Genomic DNA, 20,087 nt, shown 5'->3' with positions numbered 1-20,087 from the left:
TGGTGCCGACCAGAGGAGCCGAACTGGCGGGCTTCGCCGCCCTGCTCGCCGATCGCACGCGCGCCGACATCTGCCTCGCACTGCTGGACGGACGGGCATGGACCGCGGGGGAGCTCGCGCGCCACACCGGTGTCGCCGCGTCCACCGCGACCGAGCATCTGGACCGCCTGCGCGACGGCGGCCTGCTGGTCGAACACCGTCAAGGCAGGCACCGCTACGTCCAGCTGGCCGGTCCCCAGGTCGCGGAACTGCTCGAAGGCATGGTCGCTCATCTCGACCCGTCCGGCCGCCCGGTGACCGGCTTGCGTACCGCCACGGTCGCCGCCGCGCTGGCTCGTGGCCGCACCTGCTACGACCATCTCGCGGGCCGGCTCGGTGTGGCGATCACCGACGCCATGACCGCGCGTGGCCTGCTCCGCGGCGACGGCGGGTTCGCCCTCACCGATTCCGGCTCGGCGTGGCTCACCGGCTCGATGGGCGTCGACCCTGCCGCGCTGCGTGCCACGCGCCGCCCGGTGGCCAGGCCCTGTCTCGACTGGACCGAGCGCCGCGTGCATCTCGGTGGCGCGGCGGGCGCGCAGCTGTGCCACCGACTGAAAGAGCTGGCGTGGATCAAGAGCGTCGGTAGCGGCCGTGCCGTGCGGGTCACCGCGCGGGGCGAAGCCGGGCTGGCGGAAGCGCTGGGCATAGACCCGGCGGTGCTGCGCTGAGCCGTGACATAGGCCGCTCGCGCCGGGCGTCTCGGTCGCTCGTGCGGGGTGTCTCGGGCACGCGCGATGGCCAGCCGCAGGGCGCCTGCCTGGCCGGGCGGACTGCCGCCGACCGGTGTCTCGGTGGCGCGGTTTGGTCGGCGAGGCGGCGGGTATCAGGTGGTCGTGACCGGGCACGGCAACCCAGGCTGTGAATGAGCTTGCATGGTCATGCATAATCATCACATGGTTGATTCCTCGGATGCGTCCCGGCCCGTCGTGCGGGTCGCGGTAGCCGGCGCCAGCGGGTACGCGGGCGGCGAAGTGTTGCGTCTGCTGCTGGGGCATCCGGCCTACCGAACCGGGCGCCTCGTCATCGGGGCGCTGACCGCGGGCTCTAACGCAGGCACCGCACTGGGGGAGTTGCAGCCGCATCTGCTGCCGCTGGCCGATCGAGTGCTCGCGCCGACCACCGCCGCCGAACTGGCCGGCCACGACGTGGTCTTCCTCGGCCTGCCGCACGGCCAGTCGGGGGCCATCGCCGCCGAATTGCCCGAGTCCACGGTGGTCATCGACTGCGGCGCCGACTTCCGGCTCACCGACCCCAAGGTCTGGGAGAAATACTACGGCAGCCCGCACGCGGGCAGCTGGCCCTACGGCCTGCCCGAACTGCCCGGCGGCCGGGAGAAGCTGCGCGGCGCGACCCGGATCGCGGTCCCCGGCTGCTATCCGACCGTCGCCAGCCTCGCGCTGGCTCCCGCTGTCGCCGCGGGCATCGTGGAGCCCGCCGTGCACGTGGTCGCGGTGAGCGGCACCTCCGGCGCGGGCCGCAAGCTGGACATCGGGCTGCTGGGGTCGGAGGTGATGGGCTCGGCGCGTGCCTACGGCATCGCGGGCGCGCACCGGCACACGCCGGAGATCGCGCAGAACCTCGCGGCCGCGGGCGGCGCCGAGGTCGCTGTGTCGTTCACTCCGGTGCTCGCGCCGATGCCGCGCGGCATCCTCGCCACCTGCACCGCGCCGACCCGCGTGGACGCCGCGCAGGCCCGTGCCGTCTACGAAAAAGCCTATGCCGACGAGCCTTTCGTGCACCTGCTGCCGGAGGGCGCGCTGCCGCAGACCGGCTCGGTGCTCGGCTCCAACGCCGTCACCCTGCAGGTGGCGGTGGACGCCGACGCCGGCCTGCTCGTGGTGATCGGCGCGATCGACAACTTGACCAAGGGCACCGCGGGCGCCGCGGTGCAATCGATGAACCTGGCCCTCGGATTCGACGAGACCGCAGGACTTTCCACCGTAGGAGTGGCACCGTGACGACAGCCGACATCGCCAGCGGCAAGCTGGTCCGGACCCAGGGCGTGACCGCACCGCTCGGCTTCCGCGCGGCGGGCATCGCCGCGGGCATCAAGGCCAGCGGCAAGCCGGATCTGGCGCTGGTGTTCAACGAGGGGCCGGAATACCCGGCCGCGGGCGTGTTCACCCGCAACAAGGTGAAGGCCGCCCCGGTGCTGTGGTCGCAGCAGGTGCTGACCGGCAAGCGGTTGCGCGCGGTGATCCTGAACTCCGGCGGCGCCAACGCCTGCACCGGACCGGGCGGCTTCCAGGACACGCACAAGACGGCCGAGGAACTGGCCGCCGCTTTGAGCAACTGGGGCACCGAGACCGGCGCGGGCGAGATCGCGGTCTGCTCGACCGGGCTGATCGGCGACCGGCTCCCGATGGACAAGCTGATCCCGGCCGTCACCGAGATCGTGCACGAGATGGGTGGCGGCCTGTCCGGCGGTTCGGATGCCGCCTGGGCCATCATGACCACCGACACCGTGCCGAAAGAGTCGGCGTTCCACCACCGCGACAAGTGGAACGTCGGCGGCATGGCCAAAGGCGCGGGCATGCTGGCCCCGTCGCTGGCGACCATGCTGGTGGTGCTCACCACCGACGCGGCGGTCACCGCCGACCAGCTCGACCAGGCCCTGCGCAACGCCACCGCCCGCACCTTCGACCGGCTCGACGTGGACGGCTCCTGCTCCACCAACGACACGGTGCTGCTGCTGGCCAGCGGCGCCAGCGAGGTCACCCCCAGCCAGGAGGAACTCGACGCCGCCGTGCTCGCGGTCTGCGACGACCTGGCCGCCCAGTTGATGGCCGACGCCGAGGGCGTCACCAAGCGGGTGCTGGTCACCGTCGCGGGCGCGGCCACCGAGGACGAGGCCGTGGTCGCGGCGCGCACCGTCGCCCGCGACAGCTTGGTCAAGACGGCGCTGTTCGGGTCCGACCCGAACTGGGGTCGCGTGCTGGCCGCGGTCGGCATGGCTCCGGTCACGCTCGATCCGAACCGGATCTCGGTGTCGTTCAACGGGAAGCCGGTGTGCATCGATGGTGTCGGCGCGCCCGGCGCACGCGCGGTCGACCTGTCCGGCACCGACATCGAGGTGCTGATCGAGCTGCACGTCGGCTCCGCGAGCGCGACCATCCGCACCACGGACCTCTCGCACGGTTACGTCGAAGAGAACTCGGCCTACAGCTCATGACCAGTGAGGTGTTGCACAGGCTCTCCGCGCTGGACAAGGCGCACGTCCTGGCCGATGCCCTGCCGTGGCTGCAGAAGTTCCGGGACAAGATCGTCGTCGTGAAGTACGGCGGCAACGCCATGGTCGACGAGCATTTGAAGCAGGCCTTCGCCGCCGATATGGCGTTCCTGCGCACGGTCGGCGTGCACCCGGTGGTGGTGCACGGCGGCGGGCCGCAGATCAGCGCGATGCTGAAGAAGCTCGGCCTGCAAGGCGAATTCCGCGGCGGCTTCCGGGTGACCACCCCCGAGGTGATGGACGTCGTGCGGATGGTGCTGTTCGGTCAGGTCGGCCGCGAGCTGGTCGGCCTGATCAACTCGCATGGCCCGTACGCGGTCGGCATCTCCGGTGAGGACGCCGGGCTGTTCACCGCGACCCGCCGCACCGTCGAGGTGGACGGTGAGCCCACCGATATCGGCCTGGTCGGCGACGTCACCGAGGTGAACCCGGACGCGGTGCTGGACCTGATCGGCGCGGGCCGCATCCCCGTGGTGTCGACCATCGCGCCGGACGTCGACGGCGTGGTGCACAACATCAACGCCGACACCGCCGCCGCGGCGCTCGCCGAGGGCATCGGCGCCGAGAAACTGGTGATGCTCACCGACGTCGAGGGCCTCTACACGAATTGGCCGGACCGGTCCTCGCTCACCTCCCGCATCGATACGGCGGCGCTGGCCGAGTTGCTCCCGCGCCTGGATGCGGGCATGGTGCCCAAGATGGAAGCCTGCCTGCGCGCCGTGTCGGCAGGGGTGCCGACCGCGCACGTCATCGACGGTCGGGTCCCGCACGCCGTGCTGCTGGAACTGTTCACCGGAGAAGGAATCGGAACGATGGTGACTCCCGCCCCGCTCATCCCGAGCGGGTCCGGCGCACCGGACGGAACGACACAATGAGCACAGCTGAATTGCAGAAGCGGTGGTCCGCCGCGCTGATGAACAACTACGGCACGCCGAAGGTCGCGCTGGTGCGCGGGGCGGGGGCCGTGGTCTACGACGCGGACGGCAAGCGCTACGTCGATTTCCTCGGCGGCATCGCGGTCAACAGCCTGGGCCACGCCCATCCCGCGATCCTGGAGGCGGTCACCCAGCAGCTCGGCACGCTCGGGCACGTGTCGAATCTGTACGCCAGCGAGCCGGTCGTCGAGCTCGCCGAGCGGTTGCTCGCGCACTTCGGCGACGGCGAGGGCCGGGCGTTCTTCTGCAACTCCGGCACCGAGGCCGTCGAGGCGGCGTTCAAGATCGCCCGGCTGACCGGGCGGCACAAGATCGTCGCGTGCGAGGAGGCCTTCCACGGTCGCACCATGGGCGCGCTGGCCCTCACCGGCCAGCCGTCCAAGCGGACCCCCTTCGAACCGATGCCGCCCGGTGTCGTACACGTGCCCTACGGCGACGCCGCGGCGCTGGAAGCCGTGGTCGACGAGGACACCGCCGCGGTGTTCCTCGAGCCGATCATGGGGGAGAGCGGTGTGGTGGTACCGCCGTTCGACTACCTCGCCAAGGCACGCGAGATCACCGCGCGCAAGGGAGCGCTGCTGGTGCTGGACGAGGTGCAGACCGGCATCGGCCGGACCGGAAAGTTCTACGCCCACCAGGCCGTCGGCATCGTGCCGGACGTGATCACCCTGGCCAAGGGACTCGGCGGTGGCCTGCCCATCGGCGCCGTGCTGGCCAACGGGCGGGCCGCCGATCTGCTCACTCCCGGCCTGCACGGCACCACCTTCGGAGGCAACCCGGTGTGTGCCGCCGCGGCGCTCGCGGTGCTGCGCACGATCGACGAGACCGATCTGCTCTCGCATGTCGAATCGGTCGGCAAGCGGCTCAGCGACGGCATCGAGCTGCTGGAGCACCCGCTCATCGATCAGGTGCGCGGTGCCGGCCTGCTGCTGGGCATCGTGCTCACCGACGAGGTCTCCGCGCAGGTGGAGGCGCGGGCTCGAGAGGCGGGCTACCTCGTCAACCCGGCCAAGCCGGACGTGATCCGGCTGGCGCCGCCGCTGGTGCTCACCGAGACCCAGGCCGACAACTTCGTCGCCGACCTGCCGGAGATCCTCGACAGCGTGCTCGCGGACGCGAAAGGGGCTGCGGCGCAATGACCTCCCAGCCCGTGCGGCACTTCCTGCGCGACGACGACGTCAGCCCGGCCGAGCAGGCCGAGATCCTCGCGCTCGCCGCCGAACTCAAGAAAGCGCCGTTCGCGCGGCGCCCGCTGGACGGCCCGCGCGGCGTCGGCGTGATCTTCGAGAAGAACTCCACCCGCACCCGGTTCTCCTTCGAGATGGGCATCGCCCAGCTCGGCGGGCACGCGGTGGTCGTGGACGGCCGCGACACCCAGCTGGGCCGGGAGGAGACGCTCGGCGACACCGGCCGGGTGCTGTCCCGGTACGTCGACGCCATCGTGTGGCGCACCTTCGAGCAGTCCCGGCTGGACGAGATGGCCGCCACCGCCACGGTGCCGGTGGTCAACGCGCTGTCCAACGAATTCCATCCCTGCCAGGTGCTCGCCGATCTGCAGACGCTCGCCGAGCACAAGGGCGACCTGACCGGCCGTGAACTCGCCTACTTCGGCGACGGCGCCAACAACATGGCGCACTCGCTGCTGCTCGGCGGCGTCACCGCGGGGCTGAACGTGACGATCGCGTCACCCGCCGGGTTCGAGCCGCAGCCGTGGGTCGTGGAGGCCGCGCGCAAGCGGGCCGCCGAGACCGGCGCCGCCATCACGCTGACCAGTGATCCGATCGCCGCCGCGTGGGGTGCCGACGCACTGGTCACCGATACCTGGACCTCCATGGGGCAGGAGAACGACGGTCTGGACCGGGTCGGCCCGTTCCGGCCATTCCAGCTCAACGCCGAGTTGCTCGCGCACGCCAAGCCGGATGTCGTCGTGCTGCACTGTCTTCCCGCGCACCGCGGCGACGAGGTCACCGACGAGGTGCTCGACGGGCCGCACAGTGTGGTGTGGGACGAGGCGGAGAACCGCCTGCATGCCCAGAAGGCGCTACTGGTCTGGCTGCTCGAGCGACGATCCGGGGGCGGGGCGTGAACGAGGGTGGGCGAACCGGCGCGGCGCTTGCGCGTCGCGGCGAGCCGGGCCGGACAGCGCACGGAAGCAACGGCGTGCGATCGCGGATGATGCTGCCGGGACTTGGCGAGGCGCGGTCGTGAGCGTCTCGCAGTCGGAATCGGGACGAAGCGGTCCGGCCATCGCGCGCACCCGCGCCGGAAGGCAGTCGCGCATCATCGAACTGCTGACGGCGCACGCGGTGCGAAGCCAGACCGAGTTGGCGGCGCTGCTCGCGGCCGAAGGCATCGAGACCACCCAGGCGACGCTGTCGCGGGATCTGGACGAGCTGGGCGCGGTGAAGCTGCGCGCCGCCGACGGCGGTGCGGGCGTCTACGTGGTGCCCGAGGACGGCAGCCCCGTCCGCGGCGTCACCGGCGGCACCGACCGATTGTCCAAACTGCTCGGCGACCTTTTGGTCTCCACCGACGCCAGCGGCAACATCGCGGTCCTGCGCACTCCGCCCGGCGCCGCGCACTACCTGGCCAGTGCCCTCGACCGCGCCGCACTCCCGTACATCGTCGGCACCATCGCGGGCGACGACACCATCGCCGTCATCGCCCGCGAGCCGCTGACCGGGGCCGAAGTGGCCGCGAAGATCGAACAACTAGCCTGAGACGCGGTAGTCGGGACAGTGCGTGTTGCCTGCGCTGGGCAGCCGCCGTGCGGGTGCTTCTGAGAGGGTAGAGGCACAACTGTTGTCCCAGCGTAAGGGTGTAACCACCCGATTATGAATGGGCTTGCATCGTCGTGCATAATCATTTGTAGGACGTGCGGGCCGCTGTGGCGGGAAGCCGGTCCGATCACGCAGACGAGCACCGAAACATCGAGGAGCACACGAACATGTCCGAGCGCGTCGTACTCGCCTACTCCGGTGGGCTGGACACCTCCGTCGCGATCAGCTGGATCGGCAAGGAGACCGGCGCCGAAGTGGTGGCGGTGGCCATCGACCTCGGCCAAGGCGGCGAGGACATGAACGTGGTGCGTCAGCGTGCCCTGGACTGCGGCGCCGTCGAGGCGATCGTGATCGACGCCCGCGACGAGTTCGCCGACCAGTACTGCCTGCCCACCATCCAGGCCAACGCGCTGTACATGGGCCAGTACCCGCTGGTGTCGGCGATCAGCCGCCCGCTCATCGTCAAGCACCTGGTCGAGGCGGCCAAGTTCCACGGCGCGACCACGGTCGCGCACGGCTGCACCGGCAAGGGCAACGACCAGGTCCGCTTCGAGGTCGGCATCGGCGCGCTCGCACCGGACCTCAACGTGATCGCCCCGGTCCGGGACTACGCGTGGACCCGGGAGAAGGCCATCGCCTTCGCCGAGGAGAACTCGCTGCCGATCAACGTGACCAAGAAGTCGCCGTTCTCCATCGACCAGAACGTCTGGGGCCGTGCGGTGGAGACCGGGTTCCTCGAGGACCTGTGGAACGCTCCGACCAAGGACGTCTACGACTACACCTCCGACCCGACCGTCAACTTCGAAGCCCCGGACGAACTGATCGTCACCTTCGACAAGGGTGTGCCCGTGGCCATCGACGGGCGCCCGGTCAGTGTGCTGGAGGCGATCGTCGAGCTGAACCACCGCGCGGGCCGCCAGGGCATCGGCCGGCTGGACATGGTCGAGGACCGCCTGGTCGGCATCAAGAGCCGGGAGATCTACGAGGCTCCGGGCGCCATCGCGCTGATCACCGCGCACCAGGCGCTGGAGCACGTCACCATCGAGCGTGAGCTGGGCCGCTACAAGCGGCAGGTCGAGCAGCGCTGGGGCGAGCTGGCCTACGACGGCCTGTGGTTCTCCCCGCTCAAGCGGGCACTGGACGCCTTCATCGGCGACACCCAGCAGCACGTCTCCGGTGACATCCGGATGGTCCTGCACGGCGGCTCGGCCGTGGTCAACGGCCGCCGCTCGGAGCAGTCGCTCTACGACTTCAACCTGGCCACCTACGACGAGGGCGACACCTTCGACCAGTCGCTGGCCAAGGGCTTCGTGCAGATCCACGGCCTGTCCTCCAAGGTCGCCGCCCGCCGCGACCTGAACCAGAAGTAACCGCCGCAGTGTGCCGGTGCCCGACCCGGCACCGGCACGCCAGCGGCTCTTACGCGGTCCTGGTCTCGAGTCGGCCACCGGTGTGTGCACCGAACGGCAGCAGTGCGTCGCCCCGGAAGCAACCCGTACGCCGGGGTGCAAGCGCATTTGCTCGGGCGCGCGAGACCGCTGTTCTCGATAGACGACGTCGAGCAACACCCCTCGGACCAGTCACGTCGAGCACGAACGCAACAATCGATCTCACAAAAACAACGCAACAACTGATCTCGCAACAACATGGGTAACTCCCCGGGTACGCCCAAAACCCGGGCAGCACCCAACGCAGGACCTGAACGTAAATTGCTTATCTCCTGACTCGTACGGCCTAAGGCCCGGAGAGGCGGGGGAGCCTGAAGACCCGGAGAGGCGGAACAGCACATGAGCGGCAGCACGAACCGAGGCGCGCTCTGGGGCGGGCGATTCGCCTCCGGACCGGCCGAGGCCATGGCCGCGCTGAGCAAGTCGACGCACTTCGACTGGGCGCTGGCCCCCTACGACATCCGTGCCTCGAAGGCACACGCGCGCGTGCTGCACAAGGCGGGCCTGCTCTCCGAAGCCGATCTCACGGGCATGCTGGACGGGCTGGATCGCCTCGCGGCGGACGTGGCCTCGGGCGTGTTCGGTCCCGCCGAATCGGACGAGGACGTGCACGGCGCGCTGGAACGCGGCCTGATCGAGCGGGTCGGCGCGGAGCTCGGTGGCCGGTTGCGGGCGGGGCGTTCGCGCAACGACCAGGTGGCCACGCTGTTCCGGATGTGGCTGCGCGATGGCGTGCGCCGGGTGGCCGCAGGCGTGTTGGCGGTGGTCGACGCGCTGGTCGAGCAGGCCGCCGCGCACCCGGAGGCGGTGATGCCGGGCAAGACGCATCTCCAGGCGGCGCAGCCCGTGCTGCTGGCCCACCACCTGCTCGCGCACGCCCATCCGCTGCTGCGCGACATCGACCGGCTGCGCGACTTCGACCGCCGCGCGGCCGTGTCGCCCTATGGTTCCGGCGCGCTGGCGGGCTCCTCACTCGGACTCGACCCCGAGGCGATCGCCGCCGAACTGGATTTCGACGCGGCCGCCGCGAACTCGATCGACGCCACCTCGGCGCGGGACTTCGCCGCCGAAGCCGCGTTCGTGCTGGCCATGATCGGCGTCGACCTCAGCCGCATGGCCGAAGAGGTGATCCTGTGGAGCACCCCGGAATTCGGCTACGTCACCCTGGCCGACGCCTGGTCGACCGGCTCGTCGATCATGCCGCAGAAGAAGAATCCGGACGTCTCCGAGCTCACCCGCGGCAAGGCGGGCAGGCTGATCGGCAACCTCACCGGCCTGCTGGCCACGCTCAAGGCGCAACCGCTGGCCTACAACCGTGACCTGCAGGAAGACAAAGAACCACTGTTCGACTCGGTCGCGCAACTCGAACTCCTGCTGCCCGCCATCGCGGGGCTGGTGTCCACGCTGACCTTCCACACCGACCGCATGGCCGAACTCGCGCCCGCCGGTTTCACGCTGGCCACCGATATCGCCGAATGGCTCGTCCGGCAGGGTGTTCCGTTCCGGGTCGCGCACGAGGCGGCGGGCGCGTGCGTGCGCGCCGCGGAGGCTCGCGGCGTCGGCCTCGACGAACTCACCGACGAGGAGTTCGCCGCCGTCGACCCGGCGCTGACCGGAAAAGTGCGCGAGGTGCTCACCGTGCAGGGGTCCATCGCGTCTCGCGACGCCCGGGGCGGCACGGCCGGTGTCCAGGTCGCGGCGCAGCTGGCGGAGGTGCGCGAAGCGGCGGCAGCGGCGCGGGCCTGGCTCGGCTGAATCCGCTCCGGCCCGCCGGATGCCGTCGTCCGCGAACAGGTGCGGCGAATCGGTCTATCCGGCGATGGTGACATCGGCGCCGCTGAACAGCAGATCGCGGCGACGCCGGGCGGTGCGACCGGGATCCGGCACGATCTCGGCTTCCGGCGCGAGTTCGTGCAGCTGCCGGAGAAACACTTCGACGGCCAGTGTCGCCATGCTCTTGCCGGGACAGACATGCCTGCCGAACCCGAAGGTCAACGGCAGCTTCCCGGTCCCGTGCAGTGCCAGGTAGTCCGGGAAGACCTCCGGGTCACGATTGGCCGCGGCGAACAGCACCAGCACCGGTCCGGCGGGCAGCCGCGTGCCACTGGACAGCACCACCGGCTTCCTGGCCCGACGCTTCCACGCCACCAGCCCGGGATCGAGCTGCAGGATCTTCGCCGCGACCCGTGCGCCGCCCTCCGATTCGGTGAGCAGGTCCCACCAGGCCCGGTCCGGATCGCCGAGCAACCGCTGGACGCCCTGCTGGATGCTGCCGCTCACCGTGTGCACTCCGGCGGCGAGCGAATTCGCCATGGCCGACACCGCGATCCGATGGGAGAGCCCCGCTTCGCGGAGCCTGCGCGCGAATCCGGGCGCCTCGCTGCCCCGGCCCTCCCGCACCGCTTTGCCGCTCACCGTGAACAGCCAGCCGAGCGCGCTCACCGCGTCGGCCAGTTCCCGTCCACGCAGCACCCTGCCGAGCAGTCCCGATTGCGCTCCGCTCCAGGCGGCCACATGCGGCCAGTCCGCCGCGGGCAGGCCGACCGCCGCACCGACGGTCCGGGCGGCGTAACCGATCGATAGCGCGGTCACGTCCAACGGCGAGCCGGGCCGGAATCCCGCGTCTCGCACTGCCTCATGGAAGTGCTCGACCATCGCCGCGACCCGAGCGGGCCGATCGGCCGGGGAGATGGTGAAATGCCCGGACGGTCCGGCCATGGTGTTCCACACGCGCTTGTGCAACCGGTCGTCGGCCAGGTTGGCGGTCGCCTTCGCGGGCGGCGGAACCAGGTGCCGGACGAAATGCGGGACGGCTCGGGGTGTCGCCGCGATACGTACGTAGCCGACCAGCGGGTCCAGCGAATTCGCGGTGGAGATGCCCGGCGTCGTGGCCTCCAGCACCTCGCGCACGTCGGTGTATTTCCAGATCATGCGCAGTCCGGACCGGTGCGCGTAACTCGGCTCCGGCCAGTCGTGCAAACGCCGATACCGTTCGTCGCGCTCGGCATACGGCAACTCGTTGCAGGTCACTTCATCGAAGGGAAAACCGGTTACCGCAACGGCCGAGCTACGCATCGGCCGATCGTATCGACGCGGTGACCGTGGCCACCGGAACGCGATTCCCCCTGCTGGGAGCGGCTGCGCCCGTGGACAGCTGTCCGGCTGTGCGCGCGCCGCGGCTGTGGCTACGCTGCGGAAATGACCTTGCTCCTGCTTGCTTTGGCCATCGCCTCCGAGGTGACCGCGACCGTTTCGCTCAAGCTCTCCGAGGGTTTCACCAAGCTCGTCCCCTCGATCGTGGTGGTCGTCGGTTACTGCGCGGCGTTCTTCTTCCTGGCCCAGGCGTTGAAGCGGGGCATGCCGATCGGGGTCGCCTACGGCATCTGGTCGGCGGTCGGCGTCGCGGCGATCGCGCTGATCGGCGTGCTGTTCCTGGACGAGCGGTTGACGCTTGTGCAGGTCGGTGGCATAGCGCTGGTGATCCTCGGCGTGCTGGCCTTGGAGGTCGGTGGCGCGCACTGATTTTGCCGCGCCGCACTCGGCGCGCGCCGACCGACGGCGGCCGGGTCAATCGGATACGCGGACCGCGTATCCGGCGTTCGCGAGTGCGGTGAGTACGTCGTCACGGTGGCCGGAACCGCGCGTTTCCAAAGTGAGCGCCACCTCGACCTCGTCCACCGCCAGCCAGGTCCCGGTGCGCGAGTGCGCCACGTCCACGACACTGGCGCCCGTCTTGCCGATCACCGCGAGCAGCGCCCCCAGCGCTCCCGGACGATCGGAGATCGTCACGCGCACGGCGAGATAGCGGCCCGCCGCGCTCAGACCGTGCCCGACCACGCGGGTCAACAGCAACGGGTCGATGTTGCCGCCGGACAGGATCGCGCAGACCGGCCCGCGCAGGTCGAGTTCCTCCGGCGCGTGACTCATCAGGGCGGCGACCGCCGCGGCGCCCGCGGGCTCGACGATCAGCTTCGCGCGTTCCAGGCACAGCAGCAACGCCTGCGACAGCGCCTCTTCGTCCACTGTCACGATGCGTGCAACATGCTGCGCCACTTCACTGAACGGCACCATGCCCGGTTGCCCGACCGCGATGCCGTCGGCCATCGTCGACATCCGCTCGACGCGGACCGGACGGCCCGCCGCCAGCGAATCCGGCCATGCGGCCGCTTCCGCCGCCTGGACTCCGATGACGCGCACGTTCGGCATCAGATGTCGCAGCGCGACCGCGACTCCGGCCAAGAGACCACCGCCGCCCGTCGAGACGAGCACCGTGCCGACCTCGGGCAGTTGCTCCACGATCTCCACGCCGACGGTGGCCTGACCGGCCACGATGTCGGGATGGTCGAACGGATGGATCAGCCTCGCACCGGTCCGGTCGGCGAAATCCAGTGCGGCGTCCAGTGACTCGTCGATGGTCTCACCGACCTGGCGCACCTGCGCGCCGTACGCCTTGGTCGCCATCAGTTTCGGCAGCGACGCCCCGACCGGCATGAACACCGTGGACGCGATGCCGAGCGACGACGCCGACCACGCGACGCCCTGCGCATGGTTCCCGGCGCTCGCGGCCACGACGCCGCGCTCCCGTGCCTCCTGCGGTAGATTCGCGATCCGGTTGTAGGCGCCGCGCGGCTTGAACGATCCGGTGCGCTGCAAGTTCTCGCACTTCAGCCACACATCGGCGCCCACCCGCTCGGACAGCACCCGCGACGCCACCAGCGGCGTACGCCGGATCACCGGGGCGAGCAATCGCGCGGCCGCTTCGATCCGGGACATGTCGACCGACTCCATACCGCCATGCTGCCACTCGTTCACAGTTGGTCAGGCGGCTCGGGCGAGGTTGTGGGCCAGTGCGCCCAACCGGGCCAGGCGGGCGTCACCCAGCGGGGTGATCCTGCTGCCGAGGCGATTGGTGACGAAGCCGAGCGACATACCGGTCGCCGGGTCGGCGAAACCGCCGGAGCCGCCGAGCCCGAAATGGCCGAACGCCGAGATCGGTTCGGCCTTGGACGGCTTCATCGGCACGCCGTGGTAACCGAGGGCCCAGGGGATGCGGAAGGCCAGCACGTAGTCGGGAGTGAACACTTGCCGCCGGGTCATCTGCTCGATGGTGTCCGGGCGCAGCAATTGGTATCCGTCCAGCCGACCGCCGTTGGCGAGCGCGCCGTACACGCGGGCCACCGCGCGGGCGGAGAAGACGCCGTTGAGGCCCGGCATCACCGAATCGTGCAGGCGCGGGTCGGCCACCAGTTCGGCGAAACCCACCGGGGTGGTGTCGGCGGCGGCCGCGAATCGGGTGCGTGCGAGCAGCCGGGAACCACGCTCCCAGCTCATGCCCGCGACCGTCAGGCGCGGGAAATTCGTGGCGACGCGCCCGCGCTCGGCGGCGGGCACCCGGAACCAGAGCTCGTCGGCCGCCAGCGGTCGGGCGATCTCGGTGCGCAGCACATCGGTGAATTCCGATCCGGTCACCCGGCGCACCAACTCCGCGGCCAGGTGCCCGTAGGTGATGCCGTGGTAGCCGCTGGTCACCTTGTGCCGTGGATCGGGAGCGGCGGCCGCGAGCGCCGCGGTGACCGCGTCGTCGTCGAAGAATCGCTCGACCGGCCCCGGCAGCAGACCGCGCAACCGGTGCAGCCCGGCCCGGTGGGTCAGCATGTCCCGCACGCTGATGCGCTCCTTGCCCGCGACCGCGAACTCGGGCCAGTACGTCGCCAGCGGCTCGTCGTAATCGATCAGCCCGCGCTCGGCCAACCGGTGCACCACCGTGCTGGCGATACCCTTGCCGGTCGAATACGCCATCGCGACGGTGTCGTGCGCCCACGGGACGTCGGGATGCGCATACCCGGCCCAGACGTCGACCACCGGCTCGCCGTGCAGATAGATCGCCAGCGCACCGCCGCCGTCGGACGGCCGCCGGAACAGCCGGTCGAACTCTGCGACCAATCGTGCGAACCGGCGATCGACGAACTGTCCTGCCGAAACTGTCATCGAAAACCTCTGTGTCCAATTGCCGCGACTTCGTCGCGAACAATCAATGCTAGGTCTCGCTTCGCTCGAAACCTGGGGTCGGGCCGGTGTGGGGGCGTCGGGCCGTGGCCTCGCGACTGATGTTCGCGCTGCCGTGTCCGTGCCACCTCGGCGCGCGGAGTCGTGGGGGCGCGCCCTCGTGGTCTGGGGACGCGATGGCGTGGGTCCCGCTCGAATGCCGAGTGAGACGTTGCCGGGGTCAGCGGCCAGAGGCCGTTGCTCGGACGCGAGCCGGACCGCGACCAGACAATGCCACTGCTTGCTTCACTCGAACCTGGGTCGAACCGGTATGCGCCCCTACAGAACACTCACCGCCAGAAACACTTTCGAGGGCGGGACGGAGTCGAGGGGGACGGTCACGCTGTTCGACCGCACTCACCACGCGACCGGTCGGTACTGTGAGACGTTTCCTGACCGTCACACGGAGGACCGGGAACGCAACACCGTTCGCCTACCGTGTTGCCATGCCCCCGAGACGACGTTCGGCGCTGCTCGCGAGGTTGGTTGTCGACTCGCCCGGCCGCCCGCAGATCATTCTCGGCGAACTGCGCCGGGTGATCCTCGACGGTGCGGTGCCACCCCGCACCGTCATTCCGCTGCGCGAGGTGGCGGAACTGTTCGGCGTCAGCCATATTCCGGTGCGCGAGGCGCTCAAGACCCTGATCGGGGAGGGGCTGGTCACGCATGAGCCGCATGCCGGATACGTGGTGGCTCAGCTGACCGCCGCCGAGCTGCGCGAGATGTATATCGTCCGGGAGACGTTGGAGACGGCGTCGCTCGCGGCGGCGGCCATGAACCATTCCGCCGCGGACCGCGCCGAACTGCTGGAGGTGAACGCGAGTCTCGAGCAGGCGATTCGCGACGACGATCCGGCCGCCTACCACCGCAGGTCGCGCAGCTTCCATGTCGCGCTGACCCGGCCGTCGCGACTGTTCCGGCTGCTGCACATGCTCGAATCGGCGTGGAACGTCACCGAGCCGGTGCAGTCGATGGTGCACATCGGGCGGGCGGACCGGGTGCGATTGCACACCGATCACGCGCTGATGCTGGATGCGTTCCTGGCCCGGGACGTCGATCGCCTGCTGCTCGTCGCCGAACAGCACCATCGCAGGCTGGAGGCCGTGATCGCGACGCTGCCCACCGACACCGGGCTGCTCGCGCCGGAAGATATATCTGCGGCGCAATAGCCGGGCAATAACGGTGCAACGGACGGGCAATAGCCGATTCCTACCGTCGTTTCGATCACAGTTTCACCCCTCGGACGGGAAACACCATGACCGAAACCATCGCTCCGGTGCCGCCGGGCCTCGCGCCGGCGACCACCACCCCCGCCGACTACGATCCGCGGCTCACCAACGAGGACCTCGCGCCGCTGCGCAAGCAGCACTGGGGCTCCTACAACATCTTCGCGTTCTGGATGTCGGACGTGCACAGCGTCGGCGGCTATGTCACCGCGGGCAGCCTGTTCGCGCTCGGTCTGGCCAGTTGGCAGGTGCTCGTGGCCCTGCTGATCGGCATCACCGTGGTGTATCTCTTCTGCAACCTGGTCGCCAAGCCGAGCCAGGTGACCGGTGTGCCGTACCCGGTCATCTGCCGCAGTGCGTTCGGCGTGCTGGGGGCCGATATCCCGGCGATCATCCGCGGGCTGATCGCGGTGGCCTGGTACGGCATTCAGACGTTCCTCGCGTCGGCGGCGCTGGATGTCGTTCTGGTGAAGCTCTTTCCGTCGCTGGCGCCCTACGCGGTGGCCGGGGACTACGGGTTCCTCGGTCTGTCGCTGCTCGGCTGGGGTAGCTACTTGACGCTCTGGGTGGTGCAGGCCTGCGTCTTCTGGCGGGGTATGGAGTCCATCCGCCGATTCATCGACTTCTGCGGACCAGCGGTGTACGTGGTGATGTTTCTGCTGTGCGGCTACCTGATCGCGCAGGCGGGTTGGGGCGCCATCGATCTGAGCCTCGGCGCGGTGCGGTACACCGGTTGGGATTCGGTGCCGGTGATGCTCGGCGCCATCGCGCTCGTGGTCTCCTACTTCTCCGGGCCGATGCTGAACTTCGGCGATTTCTCCCGCTACGGCAAGTCCTTCGCGGCGGTACGGCGCGGCAACCTGCTCGGTCTTCCGCTGAACTTCCTTTTGTTCTCGCTGCTCGTGGTGATCACCGCCTCGCTGACGGTGCCGGTCTACGGCGAGTTGATCACCGATCCGGTCGCCACGGTGGCGCGCATCGACAGCACCTTCGCGATCGTGCTCGGCGCGCTGACCTTCACCGTCGCCACCATCGGCATCAACATCGTCGCGAACTTCATCTCGCCCGCCTTCGACTTCTCGCACGTGAGCCCGCAGCGGATCAGCTGGCGGGCGGGCGGCATGATCGCCGCGGTCGGTTCGGTGCTGATCACGCCGTGGAATCTCTACAACAACCCGGAGGTCATCCACTACACGCTCGAGGTGCTGGGCGCCTTCATCGGCCCGCTGTTCGGTGTGCTCATCGCCGACTACTACCTGGTGCGCAAGCAGCGGGTCGTGGTGGACGACCTGTTCACCATGTCCAGCAGTGGACGCTACTGGTATCGCGGGGGCTACAACCCCGCCGCCGTCATCGCGACCGCGGTCGGCGCGCTGGTCGCCGTGATCCCGGTGCTGGCCAAGGACGTCACCGGGATGTACACCGCTGCGCAGTACAGCTGGTTCATCGGCTGCGGTCTCGGCTTCGTGGTGTATTACGTGCTGGCCACCCGCACACGGCTGGCGGTGCGGGAAAGCGCGGCCTGATGCATATCCGCGTGGTCAACCCCAACACCAGCCGGGCGATGACCGACACGATCGAGCAGTGCGCCAGGGCCGTCACCGGTCCTGGCACCCTGCTCGACGCGGTGACCTCGGAGATGGGGCCGGCTTCGATCGAAAGTCACTACGACGAAGCGCTGAGCGTCCCCGGCCTGCTCGCCGCCATCCGGCGTGGTGAGGCCGACGGCGTCGACGGGTACGTGCTCGCCTGTTTCGGCGATCCCGGCCTCGATGCGGCCCGCGAGCTGGCCGGGGGACCGGTGATCGGGATCGCCGAGGCCGCCATGCGCACCGCCGCCCATCTCGGTCGCGGGTTCAGCGTGGTCACCACGCTGAGCCGCACCGTCGGCCGGGCCGCCGATCTGGCCGAACGCTACGGGATGCGGCGTTTCTGCCGCGGTGTCCACGCCTGCGAGATTCCCGTGCTCGCCCTCGACGCCGATCCGGACGCACGCAAGATCGTCGTCGAGGCGTGCCGGCAGGCGGTCGAGGCGGACGCGTCCGACGCGATCGTCCTGGGTTGCGCGGGCATGGCCGAGCTGTGTGCGCAGGTGCGCGCCGAGATCGGCGTGCCGGTGGTGGACGGCGTGACGGCGGCGACGCTGATCGTCCAATCGCTGCTCACGCTCGGTCTCCGCAAGTCCGGCCGGGGAGAGTTCGCCGCACCGCCGCCCAAGCCGTACACCGGCTCGCTGCGATCGTTCGGCGCCTGAGCGATCAGGCGGCCACGGCGGTGGCGAGCTTGCGCAACTCGGCATCCGGATCGGCCACGTCGACCACGAGCCGTGTGACATCGGCGCCCGCCAGGTCGATACGGATGGCATGTCCGTCGAAACGGGTGTCCCAGAATTCCTTGCGGCCTTTGCCGCGGAATGTCCCCGCCGCGATCACGCCCGGGAAGAACGTGCCGGGCGCGCGCACCCACGGCGGGCGACGGTCGACTCCGGCCAAGCCGAGCGCGGTGATGTCGGACAAATCGAAGGTGAGCTGATCGCGCAGCGCGAGCAATTGATGCGTACCGCGCACGTGCACCGTCACCGTCGTTCCGGTGACCTCGAACTCGACCATCACGCACCTCACTTCACCGAGAACTACTACAGCTTCAACGATGCAGAACGGTCCTGGCCAAAGCCTGTGCCGTTCCTATGAGTTCTCTCAGTTTCGGGCCATGGTGTTACAGGGATATGCGCATCTATCGATGTGATCTGCTCGACGCCGTAGCGGAAGGCTCGAATGCCGACTTGCCACAAGCACCGACAAGGAGGCCGAAACGACGCCGCGAGGCCGGATCGAGGCAGCCGGGTCGGCATCGCGCTCGACTGTGCGCAATCGAAGGCGCGCGGCTGCCTCGGGCCGGGAATCGCGGACGATCAGGGTGTCGAGGGTTTCGTGACGTGCGCATGCTCGGCGACGTCGAGGACTCCGGCCAGCCACGGCGTGTAGGCCGCCGGATTGTCGGCCAGCGCGTCGCGTAAGGCGTCCGGCTGGATCCAGGCATAGTCGGCGACCTCGGCCGGATCCGGACGAGGGGTCCCGATGTCCAGCCGTCCGATCAGCACGTGATCCCACTCGGACTCGACGCGGCCGGTGCGGAGGTCCGCCGCGTGGTAGCGGTAGATCCCGGCCTCGGTGAGCGCGGTGGCCAAGCCCATCTCCTCGGCCAGGCGAAGCGCCGCCGCGGTGGCGACCGGTTGACCGGGTGCGGGGTGGCCGCAGCAGGTGTTGGCCCACAGCGACGGGAACCTGGTCTTCACCGCCGCACGCTGCTGCAACAGCACCCGGCCCGCCGAGTCGAACAGCAGCACCGAGAATGCGCGATGCAGTCGTCCCGGGGCCAGGTGGGCCTCCGCGACCGAGCACGCGCCGACCGCGCGCCCCGCGTCGTCGACGAGCTCGACGGGCAGGGCCTCGCGGTCGGTGCACGGCTGGGCGAGGGCGTCGGTCACCTGCTCACCTTATCGGCGGCGATGAGCAGGTAGTGGAAGCTGCCCTCCCGGTACGCGGTCAGGAACGGCTTCTCGACACCGGTGGCGAGCTCTGATTTCGTGCGCAGCTCCCAGTAGGGGATGGTCGCCGCGGTGAGTTCGGTCACGGCGATCGGCACCAAGTTGTTCTCGGCCATGGCGCGGAAGTACTCGCTGCGCGGATGGATCATGCAGCCGTAGTGCGCATCGATCCAGCTGACCGAGGACGAGCGGCCGCCGGTGACGTCGTTGGAGCAGCCGGTGACGCACACGTAGCGTCCGCCCGGTTCCAGCAGGCGGGAGAACTCGGCGAACAGGTCGAACAGGTCCACGTACATGGTGGTCTCGTTGGTCCAGATGCCGCGCATGGAACCGGTCTCGAATCCGGTGTCCAGCATGTTGCGGAAGTGGAACTTCACCTTGTCCGCGACGCCGCGATGGGCGGCCTGGTCGTTGGCGAAACCAACCTGGTATTCGGAGATGGTCACGCCGTCGACCTGGCAGCCGAAGCGCTGATTGGCCATGAAGCTGGTGCCGCCGCGGCCGGAGCCGCCGTCCATCAGCCGGTCGCCGGGGCGGACGTCGCCGAGGTGGTCGAGCAGGAAATCCGCCTGCGCGGTTTCCAGGCGGTGCAGCTCGGCGACGATGCGTTCCTCCCGGGTGTCCTCCGGGCCGGTCAGCACGGACAGGTCCGGATCGCCGATGCCGTAGTGATGGTGGTAGAGCCCGTCGACCTCACCGAGTTTGGTGTTGACCCGGTCGTCGTTCGGGTTGTTGTTCCAGTACGCGGCGACGGATTTCTGGTAGCTGGTACGCAGAACGGTCCCGGTCTCCGGGTTGAGCATGGTCATGCGCGATCATCCTCTCTCGGTGCGGT

19 protein-coding genes are annotated in these 20,087 nt (G+C 69.5%); 13 read left to right on the top strand and 6 right to left on the bottom strand.

Going from position 1 to position 20,087, the window contains the following annotated elements:
• Window positions 1-2: 2 nt before the first annotated feature.
• The 9 genes from IU450_RS31915 (at window position 3) to argH (ending at window position 10,189) form a co-directional block, all read left to right on the top strand.
• A complete protein-coding gene (locus tag IU450_RS31915) occupies window positions 3-710 on the top strand; it encodes an ArsR/SmtB family transcription factor (protein ID WP_195153439.1) in 708 nt (235 codons plus the stop codon).
• A 225-nt stretch (window positions 711-935) separates the two neighbouring features.
• The gene (gene argC, locus IU450_RS31910; protein WP_195153438.1) at window positions 936-2,000 is read left to right on the top strand and encodes an N-acetyl-gamma-glutamyl-phosphate reductase; all 1,065 of its coding nucleotides are present in this window, start codon (window positions 936-938) and stop codon (window positions 1,998-2,000) included.
• On the top strand, window positions 1,997-3,214 hold the full coding sequence (gene argJ, locus IU450_RS31905; RefSeq protein WP_195153437.1) for a bifunctional glutamate N-acetyltransferase/amino-acid acetyltransferase ArgJ: 1,218 nt from the start codon (window positions 1,997-1,999) through the stop codon (window positions 3,212-3,214). The genes argC and argJ overlap by 4 nt, the downstream gene beginning before the upstream one ends.
• The gene (gene argB / locus IU450_RS31900; protein ID WP_195153436.1) at window positions 3,211-4,146 is read left to right on the top strand and encodes an acetylglutamate kinase; all 936 of its coding nucleotides are present in this window, start codon (window positions 3,211-3,213) and stop codon (window positions 4,144-4,146) included. The genes argJ and argB overlap by 4 nt, the downstream gene beginning before the upstream one ends.
• Window positions 4,143-5,345: an acetylornithine transaminase gene (locus IU450_RS31895; protein ID WP_195153435.1), complete on the top strand. Its 1,203-nt coding sequence runs from the start codon at window positions 4,143-4,145 to the stop codon at window positions 5,343-5,345. The genes argB and IU450_RS31895 overlap by 4 nt, the downstream gene beginning before the upstream one ends.
• Entirely contained in the window at window positions 5,342-6,292 is a 951-nt protein-coding gene (gene argF / locus IU450_RS31890) for an ornithine carbamoyltransferase (protein ID WP_195153434.1), read from the top strand. Before IU450_RS31895 ends, argF begins: the two co-directional genes overlap by 4 nt.
• A 118-nt stretch (window positions 6,293-6,410) precedes the next feature.
• The gene (locus IU450_RS31885; RefSeq protein WP_195072334.1) at window positions 6,411-6,926 is read left to right on the top strand and encodes an arginine repressor; all 516 of its coding nucleotides are present in this window, start codon (window positions 6,411-6,413) and stop codon (window positions 6,924-6,926) included.
• Between the two features lie 227 nt (window positions 6,927-7,153).
• On the top strand, window positions 7,154-8,356 hold the full coding sequence (locus tag IU450_RS31880; RefSeq protein WP_043689752.1) for an argininosuccinate synthase: 1,203 nt from the start codon (window positions 7,154-7,156) through the stop codon (window positions 8,354-8,356).
• A gap of 417 nt (window positions 8,357-8,773) precedes the next feature.
• The gene (argH, locus tag IU450_RS31875; protein ID WP_195153433.1) at window positions 8,774-10,189 is read left to right on the top strand and encodes an argininosuccinate lyase; all 1,416 of its coding nucleotides are present in this window, start codon (window positions 8,774-8,776) and stop codon (window positions 10,187-10,189) included.
• A 54-nt stretch (window positions 10,190-10,243) separates the two neighbouring features.
• Here the strand turns inward: argH and IU450_RS31870 are convergent, their stop codons facing one another.
• Window positions 10,244-11,509 (bottom strand): cytochrome P450, encoded by a 1,266-nt coding sequence (locus IU450_RS31870; protein WP_195153432.1) that lies wholly within the window; start codon window positions 11,507-11,509, stop codon window positions 10,244-10,246.
• Window positions 11,510-11,632: 123 nt separating this feature from the next.
• Here IU450_RS31870 and IU450_RS31865 point away from each other — a divergent pair, with 123 nt between their 5' ends.
• Window positions 11,633-11,956, top strand: a complete 324-nt coding sequence (locus IU450_RS31865; protein WP_195068625.1) for a DMT family transporter — start codon at window positions 11,633-11,635, stop codon at window positions 11,954-11,956.
• Between the two features lie 45 nt (window positions 11,957-12,001).
• Here IU450_RS31865 and ilvA read toward each other — a convergent pair whose 3' ends face one another.
• Both ilvA and IU450_RS31855 read right to left on the bottom strand, forming a co-directional pair.
• On the bottom strand, window positions 12,002-13,222 hold the full coding sequence (ilvA, locus tag IU450_RS31860; RefSeq protein WP_195153431.1) for a threonine ammonia-lyase: 1,221 nt from the start codon (window positions 13,220-13,222) through the stop codon (window positions 12,002-12,004).
• Window positions 13,223-13,252: 30 nt separating this feature from the next.
• Window positions 13,253-14,422, bottom strand: a complete 1,170-nt coding sequence (locus tag IU450_RS31855; protein WP_195153430.1) for a serine hydrolase domain-containing protein — start codon at window positions 14,420-14,422, stop codon at window positions 13,253-13,255.
• 503 nt (window positions 14,423-14,925) lie between these two features.
• Here IU450_RS31855 and IU450_RS31850 point away from each other — a divergent pair.
• The 3 genes from IU450_RS31850 (at window position 14,926) to IU450_RS31840 (ending at window position 17,959) form a co-directional block, all read left to right on the top strand.
• Complete coding sequence (locus IU450_RS31850) at window positions 14,926-15,648, top strand: GntR family transcriptional regulator (protein WP_195153429.1); 723 nt, start codon at window positions 14,926-14,928, stop codon at window positions 15,646-15,648.
• Window positions 15,649-15,734: 86 nt separating this feature from the next.
• Complete coding sequence (locus IU450_RS31845; RefSeq protein ID WP_195153428.1) at window positions 15,735-17,231, top strand: NCS1 family nucleobase:cation symporter-1; 1,497 nt, start codon at window positions 15,735-15,737, stop codon at window positions 17,229-17,231.
• A complete protein-coding gene (locus IU450_RS31840) occupies window positions 17,231-17,959 on the top strand; it encodes an aspartate/glutamate racemase family protein (protein ID WP_195153427.1) in 729 nt (242 codons plus the stop codon). The genes IU450_RS31845 and IU450_RS31840 overlap by 1 nt, the downstream gene beginning before the upstream one ends.
• A 4-nt stretch (window positions 17,960-17,963) precedes the next feature.
• Here IU450_RS31840 and IU450_RS31835 read toward each other — a convergent pair whose 3' ends face one another.
• The 3 genes from IU450_RS31835 to IU450_RS31825 form a co-directional block, all read right to left on the bottom strand.
• Complete coding sequence (locus IU450_RS31835) at window positions 17,964-18,314, bottom strand: hypothetical protein (protein WP_195153426.1); 351 nt, start codon at window positions 18,312-18,314, stop codon at window positions 17,964-17,966.
• A gap of 302 nt (window positions 18,315-18,616) precedes the next feature.
• Window positions 18,617-19,192 carry an isopentenyl-diphosphate Delta-isomerase gene (gene idi / locus IU450_RS31830; protein WP_195153425.1) on the bottom strand — a complete coding sequence of 192 codons (576 nt, stop codon included), beginning with the start codon at window positions 19,190-19,192 and terminating at the stop codon, window positions 18,617-18,619.
• Entirely contained in the window at window positions 19,189-20,061 is an 873-nt protein-coding gene (locus tag IU450_RS31825; protein ID WP_195153424.1) for a geranyl diphosphate 2-C-methyltransferase, read from the bottom strand. The genes idi and IU450_RS31825 overlap by 4 nt, the downstream gene beginning before the upstream one ends.
• Window positions 20,062-20,087 lie beyond the last annotated feature (26 nt).

The organism is Nocardia abscessus, assembly GCF_015477775.1.
Lineage (GTDB): Bacteria > Actinomycetota > Actinomycetes > Mycobacteriales > Mycobacteriaceae > Nocardia > Nocardia abscessus_A.
The sequence above is the reverse complement of the archived record's forward strand: the minus strand, read 5'-3'. Positions and strand labels throughout refer to the sequence as shown.

Bases quoted from the DNA above. Each gene is read 5' to 3' on its own strand.
- IU450_RS31845 (WP_195153428.1), top strand. From the start codon at position 15,735: ATGACCGAAACCATCGCTCCGGTGCCGCCGGGCCTCGCGCCGGCGACC.
- argB (WP_195153436.1), top strand. From the start codon at position 3,211: ATGACCAGTGAGGTGTTGCACAGGCTCTCCGCGCTGGACAAGGCGCAC.
- IU450_RS31825 (WP_195153424.1), bottom strand. From the start codon at position 20,061: ATGACCATGCTCAACCCGGAGACCGGGACCGTTCTGCGTACCAGCTAC.
- argH (WP_195153433.1), top strand. From the start codon at position 8,774: ATGAGCGGCAGCACGAACCGAGGCGCGCTCTGGGGCGGGCGATTCGCC.
- IU450_RS31855 (WP_195153430.1), bottom strand. From the start codon at position 14,422: ATGACAGTTTCGGCAGGACAGTTCGTCGATCGCCGGTTCGCACGATTG.
- argF (WP_195153434.1), top strand. From the start codon at position 5,342: ATGACCTCCCAGCCCGTGCGGCACTTCCTGCGCGACGACGACGTCAGC.
- IU450_RS31870 (WP_195153432.1), bottom strand. From the start codon at position 11,509: ATGCGTAGCTCGGCCGTTGCGGTAACCGGTTTTCCCTTCGATGAAGTG.
- IU450_RS31850 (WP_195153429.1), top strand. From the start codon at position 14,926: ATGCCCCCGAGACGACGTTCGGCGCTGCTCGCGAGGTTGGTTGTCGAC.
- argC (WP_195153438.1), top strand. From the start codon at position 936: ATGGTTGATTCCTCGGATGCGTCCCGGCCCGTCGTGCGGGTCGCGGTA.
- IU450_RS31880 (WP_043689752.1), top strand. From the start codon at position 7,154: ATGTCCGAGCGCGTCGTACTCGCCTACTCCGGTGGGCTGGACACCTCC.
- IU450_RS31865 (WP_195068625.1), top strand. From the start codon at position 11,633: ATGACCTTGCTCCTGCTTGCTTTGGCCATCGCCTCCGAGGTGACCGCG.
- IU450_RS31840 (WP_195153427.1), top strand. From the start codon at position 17,231: ATGCATATCCGCGTGGTCAACCCCAACACCAGCCGGGCGATGACCGAC.
- IU450_RS31835 (WP_195153426.1), bottom strand. From the start codon at position 18,314: ATGGTCGAGTTCGAGGTCACCGGAACGACGGTGACGGTGCACGTGCGC.
- IU450_RS31895 (WP_195153435.1), top strand. From the start codon at position 4,143: ATGAGCACAGCTGAATTGCAGAAGCGGTGGTCCGCCGCGCTGATGAAC.
- ilvA (WP_195153431.1), bottom strand. From the start codon at position 13,222: ATGGAGTCGGTCGACATGTCCCGGATCGAAGCGGCCGCGCGATTGCTC.